This window comes from Sphingobacterium sp. SGG-5, assembly GCF_011043525.1.
In the GTDB taxonomy this organism is placed as follows: domain Bacteria; phylum Bacteroidota; class Bacteroidia; order Sphingobacteriales; family Sphingobacteriaceae; genus Sphingobacterium.
Genome location: NZ_JAAKGO010000008.1, coordinates 177,094 through 198,175 on the forward strand (window position 1 = coordinate 177,094; position 21,082 = coordinate 198,175).

General features: G+C 47.6%; 8 protein-coding genes. 7 read left to right on the forward strand and 1 reads right to left on the reverse strand.

Annotated features, from left to right (window positions below):
* The first annotated feature begins 9 nt into the window (after positions 1–9).
* The 5 genes from G5B30_RS13860 to G5B30_RS13880 all read left to right on the forward strand — a co-directional run bounded on the left by G5B30_RS13860 (position 10) and on the right by G5B30_RS13880 (position 18,163).
* Positions 10–12,921, forward strand: a complete 12,912-nt coding sequence (locus G5B30_RS13860) for a gliding motility-associated C-terminal domain-containing protein (protein WP_165320584.1) — start codon at positions 10–12, stop codon at positions 12,919–12,921.
* Between the two features lie 18 nt (positions 12,922–12,939).
* Positions 12,940–13,953: a type IX secretion system membrane protein PorP/SprF gene (locus G5B30_RS13865; protein ID WP_165320585.1), complete on the forward strand. Its 1,014-nt coding sequence runs from the start codon at positions 12,940–12,942 to the stop codon at positions 13,951–13,953.
* A gap of 7 nt (positions 13,954–13,960) precedes the next feature.
* Positions 13,961–15,928 (forward strand): OmpA family protein, encoded by a 1,968-nt coding sequence (locus G5B30_RS13870; protein ID WP_240903221.1) that lies wholly within the window; start codon positions 13,961–13,963, stop codon positions 15,926–15,928.
* A 265-nt stretch (positions 15,929–16,193) separates the two neighbouring features.
* Positions 16,194–17,381: an aspartate aminotransferase family protein gene (locus G5B30_RS13875; protein ID WP_165320586.1), complete on the forward strand. Its 1,188-nt coding sequence runs from the start codon at positions 16,194–16,196 to the stop codon at positions 17,379–17,381.
* A gap of 32 nt (positions 17,382–17,413) precedes the next feature.
* Complete coding sequence (locus G5B30_RS13880; RefSeq protein ID WP_165320587.1) at positions 17,414–18,163, forward strand: SGNH/GDSL hydrolase family protein; 750 nt, start codon at positions 17,414–17,416, stop codon at positions 18,161–18,163.
* A gap of 2 nt (positions 18,164–18,165) precedes the next feature.
* Here G5B30_RS13880 and mtaB read toward each other — a convergent pair whose 3' ends face one another.
* Positions 18,166–19,485: a tRNA (N(6)-L-threonylcarbamoyladenosine(37)-C(2))-methylthiotransferase MtaB gene (gene mtaB / locus G5B30_RS13885; protein ID WP_206367131.1), complete on the reverse strand. Its 1,320-nt coding sequence runs from the start codon at positions 19,483–19,485 to the stop codon at positions 18,166–18,168.
* 179 nt (positions 19,486–19,664) lie between these two features.
* On the opposite strand from mtaB, the gene G5B30_RS13890 reads away from it, so the two are divergent.
* Positions 19,665–20,486 (forward strand): thymidylate synthase, encoded by an 822-nt coding sequence (locus G5B30_RS13890; protein ID WP_165320589.1) that lies wholly within the window; start codon positions 19,665–19,667, stop codon positions 20,484–20,486.
* Positions 20,487–20,589: 103 nt separating this feature from the next.
* Positions 20,590–21,081: a dihydrofolate reductase gene (locus G5B30_RS13895; RefSeq protein ID WP_206367132.1), complete on the forward strand. Its 492-nt coding sequence runs from the start codon at positions 20,590–20,592 to the stop codon at positions 21,079–21,081.
* The last annotated feature ends 1 nt before the right edge of the window (position 21,082 follow it).

The window sequence follows — 21,082 nt, forward strand, 5'->3', positions numbered from 1 at the left end:
TCAGAAGATATGAATAATTTTTGCAATAGTCGTTTATCAAAATTAATAGTGACGCCGCGGAGTTTGGTGTTTTTTGCGTTATTCTTTTTTGTTGGCATAGGGCAGCTCTCTGCTCAGGAGATACAGAAGGATTTCGTGATGCCGCAGATGAATGCCTGTGGGGCCGCAGAGGAAGTCACCGTAGCTGTCAAAGCAGGAACTGCGGCCTTGAATGGCTCGTTTTCATTTACGATACCGGCAGGGTTTGAACTCGTTGGTCCTGTAAGGAAGACAGGTGATCTTGGTTTTGATGGAACTACCACATCTGTTACGGTTGACGGTAATACGAAGTATACCTTAGCCTCACAGACGATAGTCGCGAACGGTACGAACGAATATAAATTCGATGTACGGGCTACTTGTGCTGCGATTATAGAGGATAATGATACAGAAGAAGCTGTTGTTATAAACTATGAATTTGTTAGCGGCGGCGATTCTTTGGTCGCCGAATCTGAAGCGCTGAATGTCAATTATGCTGTATTTCACATTGCTACTACAACAACCAGTACCAATGGTGAGGTTGGTGTCGCCGGTGATCCAATCGCCCGTACGATTACCATCACCAACAACGGTAACGGCTCGATAAGCGGTTTTGTGCTGCAACGTACATTTACGGGATTGGTAGATGAAACGTTTGCTTCTGTAACTCTTCCCTCTACCACTCCCGATGGAACTTGGGATTGGGAAACTGTTCCCGGTGGGAATTTGGTTTATACGGCATCGAGTCCCATCACCAATGGGCAATCTGTTACATTTCTGGAAGACCTTAGAATCGACGGCTCCAACTGTGATAACCTAAAGACTGAATATGTCGCCTATTACGGCTGTGACCTCTTGAACCCCGTGTGTAGACCAGGGGCAGATACGTTGGAAGTACAGACTGCATTTGATCGTTCCAAATATCCTGTATTGGAAGTCGAAGCGCATGAGGTCAACATGGTTACGAACACTCATGTCGAATGTTTGACTGGTAGTAATGATGTGTTGGTTTGGAAAGTGACAAATACCGGATCGGGTATTGCAAATAATATCAATCTGAATCTGACTACAGGAGGAATAACTACTGTAGCCGGCAGTATGGAGTGGACTGCTGATATAGCTTCTCCATCATGGAGTACAGGTCCAATTCCAGATTTGGTACCGGGTGAATCCTTTTTCATGCGGGCGACCCAGCAACATCAGTACACAGCTGGAGCAACTTGCGGTGATAACCCGGAAAGTGTATCATTTGGGCTTGCTACCGTAACAGGAACTTACGGACATGCCAATGGATGTACTGGAGATGTGCCTATCGCTATAAGCCATACGCTGAGAAATAGTATCAATTACTCCTTTGATGTCTTGAATATTGGGGCATTGGAGGTGCAGGCCGGCGAAAGCTATCTCGCGGACTTTGTGGCTTCTGATTTTACTGTGGATCCGCAAGGGCTTGGTACCAATGCAAAAGCAAGTATCGTGCTTACCTTGAACAATCTAACAGCTAATGGTCCGGTTCGGGTTTTTGATTATGAGGGAACAGAGCTTGTAGATTTGACATGGACAGAATCGGCACCGGGATCAGGAGTATATACCCTAGAGATTCCGTATGGAGTGGCTCCGCGCTGGGCGACAGGTACGACGCTAAACTTAGCCGGGCTACGGATTTTGTTTGACGCTACAGTCGGTGACTGTACTGCTGGTGACCCTTCGTATAGTTTAAGTACTTCGTTATATAGAGGTGACGAATGTGGCAGCGAAATAGCATTGCAATGTCTGCCGACAGAGATAGAGATGGTGGATTGTCCACTTCCGGGCTGTACCGATGGCTTGAACAATGGCCTCACTGTATTGCGGAGAGTAAACATTGGTCCTGACCAAGTTCCCGCTAACAGCATTCCTGCCGGAACGAGCGCTTCGACAAATCCACTGATTAGGACGACAGCTTTTACGACCAACGATATATTGGAGATTTCGAGAGCGGCTACGGTCAACCTAAGTGTCGGTTCGCCAGAATGGACGAATGGAGCTATGAAAGTGATTCTGCCTACAAATTTGGTGACCGCTGCTAATTGGTCAATTGTCGGTGGTAGTCTCGAGATTACCCGTGGAGGGGATGTACATACTGTAAGTATTACGCCAACTAAAGTTGGTAACGAGGTGACATTGAGCTTGGATATAACAGCATTTGGTTCGACCAATGCATGGCCCGGCAGTCTTGCTGATTTCTCTGGATTTTTGGAAGGAGACGCATTGCTGATGTCCGTACGAGTCAGACCTACGGCTCCTTACGGAACCGCAGTTGGAGGCGAACAAGTTTTTGGAGTGACGGCTGAGTTGACGGATAACGGAGGTGTAGGACATATCTGTGCAGGAGGTACGGATGCGTATGGTTACTTTGCAGCAGACCGAGTTACGCTCTCCGATGGGTCGGGCAATATCACAGACTGTGACGGTAACGCTTCAGCATCGGTGACCTTCGATTATTCGCTGATTAATAACCAGCGCAATGGATTGTTCCCACTGGAATATAGAGGGCTTATTCGCCCTACACAGGCAACTTTTACACAGGGATCGGGAGCTGCGATTCAGATCACCAATGTGAAAGTGGAGCTTTTGGGTCAAGGGTTTTCAGGGTCTACAGATGTTGTGCCTGATGGTAGCGGTATGATAGACCTTTCGGCTGCACTGCAGACGATACAAGGCAATCCGACAGGAGGCCCTTACCTTGATGAGGGATTCCGTGTGCGGCTTACTACTACGGCAGTGTCTACTTGTCCTACAGCAGCAACCGGAACGGTCAATGTCAACATCGCATACCAGAGACCTAACACTTCCGGGGCTTGGGTTAATGCCGGGAATGTTACAAGCATCTTGACTTATAATACCGGCTACGAGGCATTGGCTGCAGCCGCGGCTGCGACTAACTCGTATGTGAGCGATGCGACCGGACCGAAGTGGGTGATACGGATCGACAACAGGTCGGCTTTCCGTAATCTGGAGTCGGTATGGTTGAAGAGAACAGGTGGTGTGGTGATCACTTCTATGACCGAGGTGACGAGTTACACGAATATGGCGACTCCTGTTGGCTCTACGCTAACAACAGTGGATGCGGATAATTATACGTTAGGAACCATTGCTCCGGGTGGAGCAAAATATTATTTGATTGAGTCGAATGATTTAGCTTCGTTTTGTGATGAGACTGGGCTGAATCTGGAGTACGGATATACTTGTGGTGGTGCTGCCTGTGGGGAAGTGGGTATGCTGGATTTAGAATTTACTATGGGCCAGCCTCGTGTACAAGCACGGGTCATCTATGAAACCAAACCCACAAATCGACCAATGCTTTGTGCAGATTTGCCCTATGCATTTGAGATCAACAATGCGGGTTCGGCTGTCTCAAAGGGCTTGGAAGTAACTATACCTATTGTGTCCATGGCGCATTTGACGTATGTACCCGGGTCTTTGCGACTTACAGGGGTATATACAGGGGCGACATCGGTAGCCAATCCTGGTGGTGAGCCTGATATTCTTGCAGATTTTGACGACACAGATAATTGGGCTTGGGGCAGTAGCACGGGGTATACTCCGGTAAACGACGCCGATGTAAGCATCGTTGTATCTCCATCATGGATCAGGATTACCATCCCGGCTGGCATTATTCCAGATTTGCCGGCAGGCCAAAAAATAAATGTGGGCTTTAAGCTTGCTGTCAATGGGTGTGATTTCCGCAGTGGACAGCGTATCCGCTTCCAGGTTGGTTCAGAAAATATCTGCGGCAAAAAGGTCCCTGCTGCTGCGGCAACATCGGCTCGTGTGACCGTAATGGGTGCTGACGACGGTGCGAGCCCTGAGGTAGCGAAGAGTGTCGGTACTGCGGTGGCGGTAGCCACGCTTAATCCTCCAGGACCGTTGTATGCGGCCTACAATGTGACATTTCAGAATACGACGAGCAATACTTATCCATTAAGGGGAGCGGTTGACCCTATTTTAGATCCATTGGATACGAACAAGCCGGATCAACGGCACCGTATTTCCATCAAGTTGCCGGCAGATTGGGTATTTGATGATGAACCGGAGAACCTGTTCGCTCCTGAAGAGGCACAATTTGTGGAATTGGATCCGGTAATCGGGTATATCTTTGTGTTAAAAAGAGATGTTCCGTCGGGTCAAAGCATCGGTCTGGTAGATAAGCAGATACGCTATGCCGGCACGGAGCCGGAAGCGTTGGCCTGTGGAGACTGGACAATAGAAGAAACCATATTCCGCTTATTTAGCCCGGATCAAACAGGTTGTCCTCCGGGATTTGGATCTTGTCTGAGCAGCGAGCACGTCATCTACGAGGGTACGACACCGTTGGTGTTGGCCATTGATCCGCCCATCGTATCGCCTGACAGGCAGGTGTTCTGTGCTTCAGAGAATCCAAGGGTATCGGATTTATTGGCCACAGGCCCGAACCTCCGCTTCTACCGGAATGCGACAGGAGGATTGCCTCTTGATCCGACGACACTTTTGAACGCTACGAATAACAGCACATATTACGTCACGAGTTCATTGGTGCCAAACGGCGAATGCCAAAGTGAGCGTGTTGCTATCCCCATCCATATCCCGATAGCAGCAATCACCTCGGGAGCTCTTCAATCGGATATAAATGTAACCTCATTTACCGTAACAGCGACAGCTCCGGCGGCAACAAGAGTTACTGGACGATGGACGATCGAATCGGTGACAGGTGCAGACTTGGCACAGGTTGGTTTTGGAACAGCAGGAATCCATACGGTTACGACACCCACTGCGACGGTACGACTACCGATCGGGGCACAGGTGATTGCACGTTGGACCTTGATCTATAATACCTGTCAGAGTAGCTATGCGGAGACGACACTGCGCTCGCTGATCAATACGATCGAGGCGGTAGATAACTACTATGCAACAATCAACAGCAAGACCGGTACTTTTACTGGCGCTGGCGACACCAACGTGCCGTTGACAACGGTATTGAACAATACCGGTACACCTTCGGCGGGGCGTGACCTCTTGGCTGGTGCACAGGCCACGACTGGCAACGTGAAAATCACGCCAAGCACACCGAATCACCCCAATCTGTCTATGAACAGTAGTACGGGTGTGATTACCGTAGTACCAAATACACCTGCGGGCACTTATCAATATCCATATACAATATGTGAGGTAGCGAATCCGACCAATTGTGACAATGCTGTGGCTTATATTACAGTAGTTGCGCCGGATATCACGGCTAACGACAATAATTTTACCAGTTCGCCAATCAGTGGAAACGGTGGTAATACACCATCGGTACTGCCTGACGATCAACTTAATAATACAGATATTAACCCGGCAGACGTGACCATATCTGTGAAGGAAAATCCTTCGAATAGCACGCATTTGACATTGAATGTAGACGGTACCATTACGGTAGCACCGGGTACGCCATCGGGTGACTATACCTTGAATTACCGGATATGCGAGATATTAAATCCGACCAACTGCGATGACGCAGTGGCTACGGTAAGGGTACGTACGCCTATCGATGCGGTGAACGACGGTACTTACCAGGTCAGAGCCAGCACGACGGCCGACCAACCTGTGGGCAATGCCTTGGACAACGATACATTGAATGGATTACCGGCTACGCAGGGATCATCAGCGACCTCCAACACCGTGACGGTAAGCACCATTACACCTGCAACGCCGATAGGAGCAAATCCAAATGTTCCTGTGTTGGATCCAAATGGTGATATCTCGGTGCCGATGGGTACACCGGCAGGCGATTATGTGATCGAATACCGGATTTGTGAGAATAATCTAACAGGGCCACCTACCAATTGTGATCAAGCGATGATCACGATCAAGGTGACGGACAGACCGATCGTCGCTACGCCGAATACCTACGGCCCTGTCAAAGGCAATGTAGGCGAAGATGATCTGGGCAATGTATTGTCGGATGATCTATTGGATGGCAGTACAGCCACTGTCACTGATGTGACCCTTGCTGTAGGTACTGCCACGTGGGATGGAGGTTCTACACTACCGACAAACTACCCTCGTATAAATACTACTGCACCAAGTGCTCCGGGCGATCCGGCCATCGGTGCGGTTATCGTACCTCAGGGTACACCTGATGGTGTCTATACGATCCCATACACGATCTGTGAAGCGGCCAATACGGACAACTGCGCGACGTCGTATGCGAGAGTCACCGTGGGTGATGCGACCATAGACGCGAAGGACAACCATTTCACTACACCGATCAGTGGTAGTGCAGGTGGTACGACGACTTCCGTCATCGTAGACGATAGATTGAATGGCGATCTATTGGTTATAGGCGACATTGGTCTGGCTACGGATCCAACTAAGAAAGTTACCCTTACGCCGGGTACTGCGCCTTCGCCGACAACAGGTTCGATCTCGATGAACCCCGATGGTACCATTGAGGTAGGAGCGGGTACGACGGCAGGGGTTTATACTTACCCGTACACGATCTGTGAGATCCTGAATCCGGACAACTGCGACAATGCGGTGGCCGTCATTACAGTATCGGCAGGACCTATTCTGGCAGATAATGATATCTTCGGGCCTATCAATGGCGCTACAGGTGAATCCAATATAGACAATGTATTTACCAATGATAGCTTTGACGGATCGACAACGGGTATAGCTGCTTTGGTTACGGACGGTACATTGACCGTTTCCATCGTACACGACGCTGTACCGGTTAGAACAGAAATACCTGGTCTTCCTGTGCCGACATTGAGCACGAGTACAGGTCAGATTACCGTACCTCCGGGTACACCTGTGGGTACATACAATATCACGTATCGTATCTGCGAAGCACTGAACCCGACGAATTGCGATGATGCTATAGTAACGATCAATGTGGAAGCACCGGCGATTGTCGCGGATGCTGATACCTACACTTTCAATGGCCAGACAGGTGCAGAAACAACAGCTACTGTCGGGGTTTCTGTATTGGGCAATGATGAGTTGAATGGTACAACAGCAACAGCAGGCACTGTAACGCTTACACCGGGTACTTCGCCACATCCGGGCATTACTATGGATGCGAATGGTATTATTTCGGTAGATCCGGGTACGCCGGCAGCGACCTATACTTATCCGTATACGATCTGCGAAGTACTGAACCCGACCAACTGCACGACCGGTATCGCTACGATTACGGTTACGGCTCCGACCATTACGGCAGTAGCCGATCCTTCGCTTAATATTCCCAATGGTGCAAATGGAGGTACAACCACTTCGGTATTGGATAATGACGTGTTGGGCAACGAAAATCCACTTGATCCGTCGGATGTTCGCGTGATTCCGGGTACAGTAGCCGGAGGACCGTCTACTGTGACTGATCCTTCGCAATATTTGGTGATGAACCCTGACGGTACTATTACAGTGAGACCGGGTACACCTGCGGGTGATTATACCTATACGTATACGATCTGTGAAATACTTAATCCGACGAACTGCAGCACTGTTGCTACAGCGACAATCGAGGTGGGAGAGGCAGATATCGATGCGGTGGATAATGATTATGATGAGATTAACGGTGCTACGGGTCACCCGAATGTGGGCAATATCCTGGGCAATGACTTGCTGAATAATGTACAGGCTACCTTGGATAAGGTAGAGATTAGCATTGTTACCCCGGCTAATTCGTTACATCCGGATGGATTGGTACCGGTACTGGATCCGAATACGGGTATCGTGAGCGTACCTGCAGGTACGCCTGTATCACCTGATGGTGTGTACACGATTGAATATAGAATCTGTGAAATATTAAACCCGACCAACTGCGATAACGCGACGATCACGATCGATGTGGTGGCAGCGCCGCTTGAAGCGAACGCCGACACTTACGGTCCTGTAAAAGGGAATGTGGGGGATGATAACCTGGGCAATGTTCTGATTAATGATATTTATAACGGACGGGTACCGACGTTGGCCGACGTGACTGTGACTTCAGCGCCGTTTGATCCTTTGATCCCTGTTCCATATATAGACAATACTGGTCAGGTGGTTGTCGCTTCGGGAACTCCCGATGGCATATATACGATCACCTATAGCATCTGTGATAAATTAAATGCACACCTTCCCGATGTGGATAGGTGTAAGGCAGCTACGGTGACCGTCACTGTGGGCAGCTCGACAATAGACGCGGTAGACAATCTTTATCCGGCCATCAGCAGTATAGGCGGCGGTTCGACAACTTCGGTGCTGAGCAACGACCTGTTGAACGGTACGTTGCTTGATCCGGCTAAAGTTACATTGAAGCGTACAGGCACTGACCAGACGGGTGCTGACTTGGGCTTAGTCACCGGGCCGATCCAAGGTTCGATAACAATGAACACGGACGGTACGATTACGGTAGCTCCTAATACCACAGCAGGTACCTATCAGTACAGGTACGAGATCTGTGAGCTACTGAATCCGTCGAACTGTGATCAGGCATTGGCTACTATCGTCGTGACGGCTGATCCGATCGTAGCGGACAATGATAGCTTCGGTCCGTTCAATGGTGCAGATGGAGGGGCGAGTGCGTCTGTCTTAGACAACGATAAGTTGAATAGCGACTTGTTGAATGGAGTTGCAGCAGATCCGGCTCTTGTGGAGATTACAGAAGTACACGCGGCTACGCCTGTTGTATCCGGTAAACCTGTTCCCACGCTTGATCCGGCGGACGGTGTGGTGACTGTACCTGCGGGTACGCCGGCAGGTACGTACCATATCACGTACCGTATCTGTGAGGTATTGAACCCGACGAATTGCGATGATGCTATAATAACGATCAATGTGGAAGCACCGGCGATTGTTGCGGATGCTGATACCTATACTTTTAACGGTCAGACAGGTGCAGAGACAACAACACCTACTACCGGACTGTCCGTGCTGGATAATGATGAGCTGAACGGAGTGGATATCGATCCGGCTGATCCGGCATCTTTGGCCCTGATCAGTTTAACTTCTGGCACGCCCCCTCATCCGGGTATTTCGATGGATCCGGCAACGGGTATCATCACGGTAGCACCGGGTACGCCTGCTCGTACGTATACCTATCCGTACACGATCTGCGAGGTGCTGAACCCGACGAACTGCACGACCGGTATCGCTACGATTACGGTTACGGCTCCGACCATTACGGCAGTGGCCGATCCTTCACTTACTATTACCAACGGTGCGAATGGAGGCACAACCACTTCGGTCTTGGCCAATGACGTGTTGGGTAACGAAAATCCGCTTGATCCGTCGGATGTTCGCCTGGTGCCGGGTACGGTGTCTGGAGGGCCTGCTACGGTGACGGATGCTTCGCAATATTTGACGATGAACCCTGACGGTACGATCAGTGTTAGATCAGGTACACCTGCAGGTACATATACCTATACGTACGATATCTGTGAGGTACTGAACCCGGCGAACTGTACGACAACACCGGGTACAGCAACAATTGTTGTTGGAGCAGCTGGTATCGACGCGGTTGATGATGATTATACACTTTCACCGGTCAACGGTGCTACGGGCAGTCCGAACGTGGGCAATGCCCTGACGAATGACAGGCTGAACAATGTACAGGCTACTCTGGATAAGGTGACGATTCCGTTGGCATCTATTGTTCCGGCAACACCACAGGCCACGGCTCCGGTGGGCAATACAAATGTGCCTGTACTGAACCCTGCCACGGGCGTAGTCTCTGTGCCAGCGGGTACACCTGCGGGCAGCTATATGATCGAATATGAGATCTGTGAGATATTGAATCCGACCAACTGCGATGACGCGACCATCACGGTGAACGTGGTGGCAGCGCCGATCGTGGCAGATCCTAATCTCTATGGTCCGGTAACCACAGTTGCTGGCCATCCGAACTTGGGAAATGCCTTGGAGAATGATCGTTTGAATGGTCTGCCTGTGACTTTGGATAAGATAATTTTGACGGTTACACCGGCTTCTCCATTGGATCCAGCGAACACAAATACGCTTGTGCCAATTATGAGTGATGTTACGGGGCAGGTTAGTGTACCTTCAGGTACACCTGCAGGAACGTACACTATTCCGTATGAAATTTGCGAACTTCTCAATCCGACGAACTGTGCGAATACAACTGTAACGGTAATTGTCAGTCCTTCTCCGATTCATGCAGTCAATGACAACTATGGCCCAGTAGTGGGTATCGAAGCGCATAACTTCGGTAACGCGTTGAGTACTGACTCCTTTAACGGAAAGAATGCTGCAACGGCTTTGACAAATGGCCAGATCGATATTAAGGTACTGACGCCGGCAGCACAACAGCCTGGAGCACCTGCAGCGTATGCAGCGAATGTTCCAGTACTGAATACGACTACTGGAGTAGTGACTTCACCGGCGAATACACCTGCGGGCAGATATGATATCGAGTACGAGATTTGTGAAGTGGCGGATCCGACTACTTGTGACAAAGCTTGGATCACGGTATGGATTACACCGGCACAAATCGATCCGGACGATGACTTCTATAGTAATATCAGCAGTGTGTCGGGAACGACGGATGCGGGCAACGTACTGGACAACGATAAGTTGAACTTTGTACAGGCTGATATAGCGCAGGTTAGTATCGAGGTAATAAGTGCTGCCGCACCGATAAACGGATCTGCAAACATACCGGTGCTTAATGAAAGTACTGGACAGATCAGCGTACCTGCGGGCACACCGGCAGGGGAGTATCGTATCCGTTACCGTATCTGTGAATTGTTGAACCCCACTAACTGTGATCATGCTACGGCATTAATCCAAGTGGCTTTGCCACAGATTGCTGCTGTAGATAATACATACGCCCCGGTGAATAGCACGGATGGTGACTCGAACTTGGGTAATGTATTGACAAACGACACTTACAACGGAGCTGCAGCGACTTTATCGGACGTGAGTCTACGTGTAGTTGATCAGGCAAAATCAGTTGCAGGAGCATCGAATACATTGGTGCCCCTACTTGACGAGGCTACTGGTCAGGTTAGTGTACCGGCTACAACACCGGTAGGTAAATATGAGATACAGTACGAGATCTGTGACTTGATCAATCCGGCAAACTGTTCGCGAGCAGTCGTGAAAGTCGAAGTATTTGGTGCGGCGATCGTTGCGGAAGATGATAACTTTGGTCCGGTAATAGGTCGTGTGGGTAATACCTCTGCAGGTAATGTCTTGGCAAACGATCGTTTCAATAGCGTTACACCAGGTAGTGCAACGACAGGTAATGTACGTATTACGGTAACTGCTCCAGCGACACCTCATCATGAGGCGGTCAATACGAACGTTCCGGTACTTGATCCGGCCACGGGTAATGTAAGTGTACCGGTGGGTACTCCGGCAGCGACGTATCAGATACATTACCGGATCTGTGACCTGATCAATCCGTCCAACTGTGACGATGCTATCGTGACGATAAACGTGACAGTAGCAACGATAGATGCGGTGAGTGATGATTATTCGTCTCAACCGATAAATGGATATGTGGGTGGAAGCTTAACGATACCTACAGTTTTGGCTAACGATTTGTTGAATGGTGCAGCGGTCGTACCAAGTGAGGTTATCTTCACACCGGGTGCTACACCGCACATTAATATCACGATGAGCAGCACGGGTACGATCACCGTGAAATCGGGTACGCCTGAAGATACTTATCTGTATCCGTATACCATCTGTGAAGCGCTGAATCCGGCCAACTGTGATCAAGCTGTAGCGACTATTGTGGTCACAAAAGCGCCGATTGTGGCTAATCCGGATACTCCTCCAAGCATCAACGGTAAGTCTGGCGGTAAGACACCGAGTGTCTTCGACAATGATACCTTAAACGGTGATCCTATCGATGAGAACGAGGTGAAATTGTTGCCGGGAGTGAGCCCTCATCCGGGATTGACGATGAATTCTGACGGTACAGTAACAGTCATGCCAAATACACCTGAGGGTTCGTATCCGTATCCATATACCATCTGTGAGGTGTTGAACCCAACAAACTGTAGTACTTCGACAATCACTGTTACGGTCATAAGAGCGACCATAGAAGCGATCGATGATGACTATACATCTCGGCCAATCAATGGGTATACCGGAGGTATCACTGATGCTTCGGTATTGACGAACGACTTGTTGAATGGTGTTGCTGTCACGGCGGGTGACGTCGAATTTACTCCGCTGGTGTCGAGCGATCCGGCGGTGACGATGGACAGCCATGGTATCATTACTGTAGCTCCGGGTACAGCGGAAGGAACGTATACACATACCTATCGTATCTGTGAGGTGTTGAACTTGACAAACTGTGACGAGGCAACAGCAACCATACGTGTGGCTGCTGCTCCGATCCATGCGGTGGACGATATAATATATGTGCAGAATACGCGCCACGGTGCGACCTCTATCGAAACGGTACTGACGAACGACCGTTTGAACGGTGCGCCGTTGTTGGATGGGGAATTTACGCTGACACCGGGTATGCCGAGCAATCCTGACCTGTCGATGAATCCTGACGGTACGATTAAGGTGGCTCCGGGCACGAAGCCGGGTGAATATCAGTATCCATACACCATTTGCGAGGTGCTGAACCCAACTAACTGTGACGATGCGGTTGCGGTGATCATTGTGGAGGCTCCTGAATTGTTTATACCGAATATATTCACGCCAAATGATGATGCATTTAACCCGTACTTTGAGATCGTTGGTTATGAGGCGTTTGACAGAATTGAGCTTACGGTTATCAACCGCTGGGGTAACGAGGTATATAGAGACGAGAATTATAACAATCGTTGGGATGGAAGAGGCTTGTCGGAAGGTACATACTTCTATATTGTCAGAGCTATAAGGGCAGGTAAGTCTACAGTCCATAAAGGATATGTCACCATCAAGCGTAATTAATCATAAAAGTATCGGTCAATGAAAAGTACATTAAAGTATACATTAAATATCCTGGCTATAACCCTTCTTAGTTTGAAGGGTTACGGCCAGCAAAATATCCAGTTCACGCAGTATATCTTCAATTCGATGAGTGTGAACCCGGCTTATGCGGGATATAAGGAGGAGTGGTTTGGGCAACTGGGATTGCGTAGTCAATGGACCGGGTGGACAGGTGCACCGCAGACGGGTTCCGTATCTATAGACGGTGTATTGGATGAAGTGAATCGACGACATGGTGTGGGAATGCAAATTACAGGAGATCGCCTAGGGGCACAGAGTGCCTTGAGTGCCTACGCAAACTATGCAATCCGGCTGCAACTTGACCACTATGATGAACATCGACTGAGCTTAGGCGTTGCCGGGGGAGTGACACAATATGGCTTGGATGGCAACAAACTGGAACCTAACGATATGGGTGATGGCAAAATTCCCGGAGGAATGATCAATACTTGGAAGCCGGATATACGTTTGGGAATTTATTATAACAACAGCCGCTGGTATGCCGGGGTTTCGGTGCAGGATCTGTTTGCCGGGACCGATAGTGATGAAGATTTTCAGTTCAACCAAAATGCCCTAGAAAGCATTTACCGTAACATCCATGGTTATTTTATTGCAGGAGCGTTATTTAAGCTGGAAAGAGGGCTGTTAATGCGTCCCAGTATATTGATAAAAGATGATTTTCAGGGACCGACTTCCTTAGATATTAATACAATGTTTATCTTTAACGATAAATTTTGGATCGGTGGTGGTTACAGAACCCGGTCACGGATATTTAAGCGGGATTATGAAGATTATTCAGCAAATAATTTGAGTTCGCTGAATTCATTCAGTGGTGTAGTACAATTTTATGTGACACCAAAATTTCGTGTCGGTTATTCGTATGACCATATGTTGAACAAGATGAGCGGACTTCAAAATGGTACACATGAGGTTACCTTAGGCGTTACTTTTGGTCGGGGCCAAAGGCAAATTTTAAGCCCTCGTTATTTCTAAAGGATTTATGATGAAACTAATTCAATCTTCTAAGACTGTTGTCTTATTACTATCAGCCATCGGAATACTCTGTGGTATGTCCTATTCCTACGCACAGGAGCAACCAACCCGACAGCAAAAAGCAGAATTGCTTTATGACCGGATGGAATATGCAAAGGCTGCAGCATTCTACGAAAAGATATTGGATACGAAAAAGCCGGATGTTGCGGATATGGAACGATTGGCTAACAGTTATTTATATATCAATCAATATGATGCCGCTGAAGACTGGTTTGCCAAGGTCGTAGCGATGTCGGCAGCAAGTAAGGAATCGTTGCTGAACTATGCGCAGGTACTCAAGCTCAAAGGAAAATATCAGGAGGCGAAGGAACAGTACCAAAAATATGCGGAGAAATATGGTAAAGACAGCACGATTAGGGATGCAATAATGGGAGTCGACTCTGCTCTAGTGTGGATGGAACATCCGACAGCTTATCAAATTCATAATGAAGAAACGTTGAACTCGGCCAACTCTGAGTTTAGTGCTTTCCCCACAAAACGTACTGTATTGTATATTGGCGAGCTGGATAATCGGTTGATAAAAAAGAGCGGCATGACAGGTAGATCCTATCTTCGCGTACTTGCTGCTGAGCCCAATACAAGCGGAAGATGGGAAAAACCAGCGATCATGCCGGGACAATTTAATCAATCTTCATATCATGTCGGTCCTGTAGCAACCAACGCACAGGAAGATGTGTTCTACGTGACGGCAACTTATGTTGGCAACAAGGAAGCAGAACGGTTTTCTAAAAACGGCCAGAAGTGGAAAAGACAGAATCTGGCATTGAAGATTTATACAAAAGATGGTGATAGTTGGAAAGAAGAAGATTTTCCGTATAATGATGTGAAACAATATTCTTTGGGCCATGCGGCACTGAGCGCGGATGAAAAGACAGTGTACTTTGCGTCGGATATGCCCGGAGGTTGGGGTGGTGTAGATATCTGGTACAGTGAACTGCAAAGTGATGGAAGTTGGGGAAAACCACAGAATGCAGGGCCGAATATCAATACCCATGGTGATGAAATGTTCCCAAATGTGCAGGGCGATACTTTGTTTTTTTCCAGTACAGGACATGTCGGTATGGGTGGACTGGACATCTTTAAAGCAATTGGAAGCAAAAATACATTTAAACCCGCGGAGAATCTGAAGTATCCGGTCAACTCCGCAGCGGATGATTTTGCTTTTGTTCTCGCGAAGAGCGTAGGCAAAGAGCAAGTGGGCTACTTTTCTTCAGATCGAGTCGGTGGACAAGGGGCAGATGATATTTATTCATTCACCTATGTAAAACCAAAAGCTACGGTGCATATCGAAGGGTTGACACAGGAAATGTCAACAGGCAAACTATTGCCGCTGTCTACCGTGACGTTGTTTGACGGTATAGACAAAAGATCTATAGCTCAAGGACAGACCGATACGGTGGGAACAATCCGGTTTGCCGCAAGTGAAAATAGCACGTATAAGATTTTAGGAGAAAAACAGGGGTATTATGCAGATTCACTTTCATTTTCCATTCCTTCGATAGAACGGGATACCACTATTAAAGTGGTCATGAATTTACAGCCTGTATTCAAAGTCGGAGATAGGTTCGTCCTGGAAGATATTTATTACGATTTTGACAAACATTTTATCCGTCCGGATGCGGCATTAATTCTGGATGAATTGGTGGAGACGATGCGAAAATATCCGACCTTGAAGATCGAATTGTCCAGTCATACGGATAGCAGGGGTAGTGATGCGTACAACCTGAACCTTTCGGAACGAAGAGCGATAGCAGCGGTAAATTATATCATTGGTCAGGGAATAGATAAACGCCGTCTCGTAGCTCGCGGTTATGGCGAAACACGTCTGATCAACAAATGTAGCAACGGTGTGGCATGTTCGGATGCCGATCATCAGGCCAATAGACGTACGGAAGTCGAGGTTCTGGAGTTTTAGGTATTTACTTAACGGTTTTACACGCACCACTGCTTTTCTGCAGTGGTGCTTTTTTTGTGGCGGATCCGTGTTGTAGTGACGGGTTATAGACCTCATCAGAAGCTGCTGAAGGCCTGAAAAGTGATTCCTTTGTGAAAAAATGTGTTCCCTTTTTTAGAAAATGTGGTCACATTTTTTGACAAAGTGTCCCCTTTTTGTGAGAAAGGGATCACTAAAAGTCAACAAGTGTTCCCTTTTGGAGGTAAAAGTTTTCGTACTTTTGGGCATGCTTAGTAATAGAGAACTGTTCCTGCGCAATACCGCGCAGACTTCAGATAGCCCTAGGTTGGTCGAAGTGGAAAGAGCTGAAGGGGTGTATTTGTATGGGCCAGAAGGACAGCGTTATTTGGATCTTGTCTCGGGGTTTAATGTTAGTAATATAGGGCATCGTCACCCCAAGGTGTTGGCGGCTATACAGCAGCAACTGGAGAAGTACCTGCATGTGACGGTATATGGAGAATTTGTACAGGCACCGCAGGTTCAGTTTGCGACGGCGCTGTTGGCGGCATTGCCTGCTTCTTTTGGATCGGTGTATCTGACGAACTCAGGTACGGAAGCGGTAGAAGGGGCTATGAAAATTGCCAAGAAATATACGGGAAGGCGACAGATTATCGCGGCACATCAAGCTTATCATGGCAGTACGCAAGGAGCGTTGAGTCTCATTGGAAATCCGGATTTTCGTACAGCGTATGCACCTCTTTTACCCGAAATAGGATTTATCGAATTCAATAGTTGTGCCGATCTGGAAGCTATTACAACGGAAACGGCTGCGGTTGTCATAGAGGCTATACAAGGTGAAGCAGGTGTACGGGTGCCGGATAAAGCTTATATGCAGGCTTTGCGCGCACGCTGCACGGAGACGGGAACACTATTGATTTTTGATGAGATCCAAACGGGCTTTGGTCGTACAGGAAAACTTTTTGCTTTTGAGCATTTTGAGATAATACCGGATATATTGCTGTTGGCAAAGGGCATTGGTGGAGGAATGCCGTTAGGGGCTTTTGTTGCACCTAAGCCGGTGATGGATGTCATTAAAAGTAATCCCATGCTCGGCCATATCACTACTTTTGGTGGACACCCTGTGTCGTGTGCTGCAGCGTTGGCTTCATTACAGGTGATCCAGCATGAAAGATTGATGGATACTGTAGATGAAAAGGCGGCTTTGTTCCGGACCGAATTAGCTCATCCGAAGATTAAAGAGATCCGGGGTGTGGGGTTGATGATGTGTCTGCAACTGGAAAACTTTGATCAGGTCTATCAGGTGAGCAAAAATTGTGCGGAACAGGGACTGATGATCGACTGGTACCTGCATTGTGAGACGGCCTTACGCGTGGCTCCGCCATTGACAATCTCCCGGGAGCAGATAAAAGAGGCTTGCCAAATTATCCGAACTGCTGTTGATAAATTCTGTTAGTTTCTCTACCTTTAGTTTCTAAACCTATTCAAATGAGCAATAGACGACTATTTTTAAAACAATCAGCGCTTTCCATTGGAGCGACATTAGCAAGCGGTTCTTTGTTAAAGGCAGAAGGCCTGACCGCAAAAAAATCCGGAATAGAAATAAAAGCGAACGATACCATTTTGTTTCAAGGGGATTCAATCACGGATGCCAGCCGGAAGCGGGATACAGCTCTGCCTAATGATATTGCAGGTATGGGCAGGGGGTATGCCATGATTGCAGCGAGTGTTCTCCTCAACAAATTCGCAGAAAAAAATCTGAAAATCTACAACAGAGGAATAAGTGGCAATAAAGTTCCACAGCTCGATGCCCGCTGGCAAGCCGACTGTCTGGATCTTAAACCGAATATCCTGAGTATTCTTGTGGGGGTAAACGACTATTGGCATAAGCGGAACGGTAAATATGAAGGATCGGCAGAATCCTATCGTGAGCAGTATCGCAAACTATTGGATAGGACGTTGCTGGAGTTTCCTAACGTGAAGTTGATCATAGGTGAGCCTTTTGGCGTGAAAAATGTCAAGCATGTGGATGATAGCTGGTTTCCGGAATTTGCACAATATCAGCAGGCGGCCCGAGATATCGCTAAAGAATATAAAGCGACACTTATTCCTTATCAGTCCATCTTTGATGAAGCAGAGAAAAGAAATTCAGGGGCATACTGGACGAGTGACGGAGTGCATACAACGCTTGGGGGAGCTAACCTGATGGCAGAGAGCTGGCTGGCGACGGTGAGGTAGTACTAATGTACCAAGACTTCAGGCAATTCTTCAATGTCCACATCACCGTGGTCTGAGATGGTCAGGAACTTGACGGGTACCAGCTCGTTGACTAACAAAGGATCATAAGGGGTGCGGACTTTGACATAGTTTTTGGAAAAACCATGCATATAGCCTTCTTTGATGTCACTTTCAAATAAGACCTCGCCTATCTGGCCGAGGTTTTGTTCATAAAAGGTACGGCGTTTCTTTTCCGAAAGGATATGTAACATCTTACTGCGGTCGGAGCGCTGTGCGCCGGGAATAGCACCTTCCATCTGGGCCGCAATGGTATTTTCCCGCTCCGAGTACGTAAATACGTGGAGATAGGAGATATCCATATCGTTGAGGAAATTATAGGTGTCTATAAAGTCTTCCCGTGTTTCGCCGGGAAAGCCGACAATGACATCTACGCCAATACAGCAGTCTGGCATCAGCGATTTTATTTTGGCTATCCGCTCACTATACAGCTCCCGCTTATAACGGCGACGCATTTTTGCTAGTACTTTATTGCTTCCGGACTGCAACGGCATATGGAAATGGGGTACAAATCGCTTAGACTGCGCTACAAACTCAATAATCTCGTTGGATAGCAAATTGGGTTCAATAGAGGAAATACGGAAACGGTCTATGCCCTCGATAGTATCCAAAGCTGTTAACAAATCGATGAATTTATCTTGTCGTTTTCCGTCACGGATGCCAAAATCACCAATATTCACACCGGTCAATACAATCTCTTTCACGCCGGAAGCGGCGATGTCTCGGGCTTGCTGTACGATATCCTCGATCTTGCCCGACCGACTGGCACCACGTGCCAAAGGGATGGTGCAAAAGGTGCAGGAATAGTCACAGCCGTCCTGTACTTTCAGGAAAGTGCGGGTACGATCACCTATAGAAAAAGCAGGTACGAACTGATTGGTCTCGGTGATGGGTGAGTTGCGGATAATGGCCTTTTCCTGTTTGGTTAAATCATTGATATGATCGATGATGTTAAACTTCTCAGCGGCGCCCAATACCATGTCTACACCGGGGATATCGGCAATTTCTTTCGGCTTTAACTGGGCATAACAACCGACAATGGTAATGTATGCATTCGGTGAATATTTAAGCGCTTCTTTGACTACTTTCCTACACTTCTTATCCGCATGGTCAGTCACGGAACAGGTGTTGATGACGTATACATCCGCCTGGCTGTGAAACGGTGTAGTGTCATAGCCGGCGTCTTTGAAAATTCGGCCTATGGAAGAGGTTTCCGAAAAATTCAACTTACATCCAAGGGTGTAGAAAGCAACTTTTTTATTCATGATAATGCTGCAAAAATACATTTTTTTTTAGTATTGCGATAGGTGTATCGCGTAATTGCGATCTTGTAAATGTAAAATATTCACCCATTGGTGCTGTATTTTTGAGTTGTTGAAAAAATGTGATATTCGAATAATGTAAAAACCAGTATCTTCGTAGGATTCATTTAATAAGGATAACCATGAAACAGTATTTGGACTTGCTCAGGCATGTGTACACGACGGGTGCAGAAAAGACAGACAGAACAGGAACGGGAACACGCAGTGTATTTGGCTATCAAATGCGTTTCAATCTTCAAGAAGGCTTCCCGTTGGTGACGACCAAAAAACTCCATGTACGTTCGATTATCCACGAGTTGATTTGGTTCCTAAAGGGGGAGACAAATATTCAATATCTGAAAGAAAACGGAGTCAGTATTTGGGACGAGTGGGCGGATGAGCGGGGTAATCTGGGTCCTGTATATGGTTCGCAATGGCGCTCCTGGCCGACACCGGATGGAAGGCATATCGATCAGATCGCCCAGGTCATCCGCCAATTAAAGAATACGCCGGACTCGCGCCGTATTATCGTGTCGGCTTGGAATGTGGGCGAAATCGAAAATATGGCACTTCCGCCTTGTCACGCCTTTTTCCAATTTTATGTGGCACCGGCAAATCCGGAAAAGGGATTGCTCAAACCGCAATTGTCCTGCCAGCTGTACCAACGGAGTGCGGATATATTCTTAGGGGTGCCGTTTAATATAGCATCTTATGCTTTACTCACGATGATGGTTGCGCAGGTGTGTGATATGGAAGCAGCCGAGTTTGTCCACACATTGGGGGATGCCCATATTTACAGTAATCATTTTGAGCAGACGGAATTGCAGCTTTCCCGTGAGCCGAAAGCTCTTCCACAAATGAAAATCAATCCGGAGGTGAAGGATATCTTTGACTTTACATTTGCTGACTTCGAGTTGGTCAATTATGAATATCATCCACACATCAAAGCTCCGGTAGCGGTATAGGGAATACGTATTGAGTATTGCGTATAGGGTATTGCGATGTGGGTCTGCCTGCGGTATGCAGGTATTGCGATATCTCATGCGAGATAATGTTTACTAAAAAATAATGAATACCAAAATAACATTAATTGTAGCGGCAGCAGAGAATAACGCTATTGGCAAAGATAATCAGATGCCTTGGCACCTGCCTAATGATTTTAAATATTTCAAGAACACGACACTGGAACACTCGGTGGTAATGGGGCGTAAAACCTTCGATTCCATCGGTAAGCCGCTTCCGGAACGTCGGAATATTATTCTAACGAGAGATCAGAACTATACGAGCCCTGATGTGGATGTTGCGAATAGTGTTGATGACGTGTTGACCTACTGCCGGGATGAGCGTGAAATCTTTGTTATCGGTGGTGCCAACGTGTATAAACAATTTATATCCTTAGCACAGAAAGTTCATCTCACTCGGGTGCATACCGTTATTGACGGCGATGCTTTCTTTCCCGAACTCTCCGAGAATGAATGGCAACTCACGAGCAGTAAGCATCATCAGAAAGATGGGAAACATGCTTTCGATTACAGTTTTGAAGTTTGGGAGAGAAGATAAT

Excerpts from the sequence above, each read along its gene's own strand:
- G5B30_RS13860 (WP_165320584.1), top strand. The coding sequence starts at position 10 with ATGAATAATTTTTGCAATAGTCGTTTATCAAAATTAATAGTGACGCCG.
- G5B30_RS13865 (WP_165320585.1), top strand. The coding sequence starts at position 12,940 with ATGAAAAGTACATTAAAGTATACATTAAATATCCTGGCTATAACCCTT.
- G5B30_RS13870 (WP_240903221.1), top strand. The coding sequence starts at position 13,961 with ATGATGAAACTAATTCAATCTTCTAAGACTGTTGTCTTATTACTATCA.
- G5B30_RS13875 (WP_165320586.1), top strand. The coding sequence starts at position 16,194 with ATGCTTAGTAATAGAGAACTGTTCCTGCGCAATACCGCGCAGACTTCA.
- G5B30_RS13880 (WP_165320587.1), top strand. The coding sequence starts at position 17,414 with ATGAGCAATAGACGACTATTTTTAAAACAATCAGCGCTTTCCATTGGA.
- mtaB (WP_206367131.1), bottom strand. The coding sequence starts at position 19,485 with ATGAATAAAAAAGTTGCTTTCTACACCCTTGGATGTAAGTTGAATTTT.
- G5B30_RS13890 (WP_165320589.1), top strand. The coding sequence starts at position 19,665 with ATGAAACAGTATTTGGACTTGCTCAGGCATGTGTACACGACGGGTGCA.
- G5B30_RS13895 (WP_206367132.1), top strand. The coding sequence starts at position 20,590 with ATGAATACCAAAATAACATTAATTGTAGCGGCAGCAGAGAATAACGCT.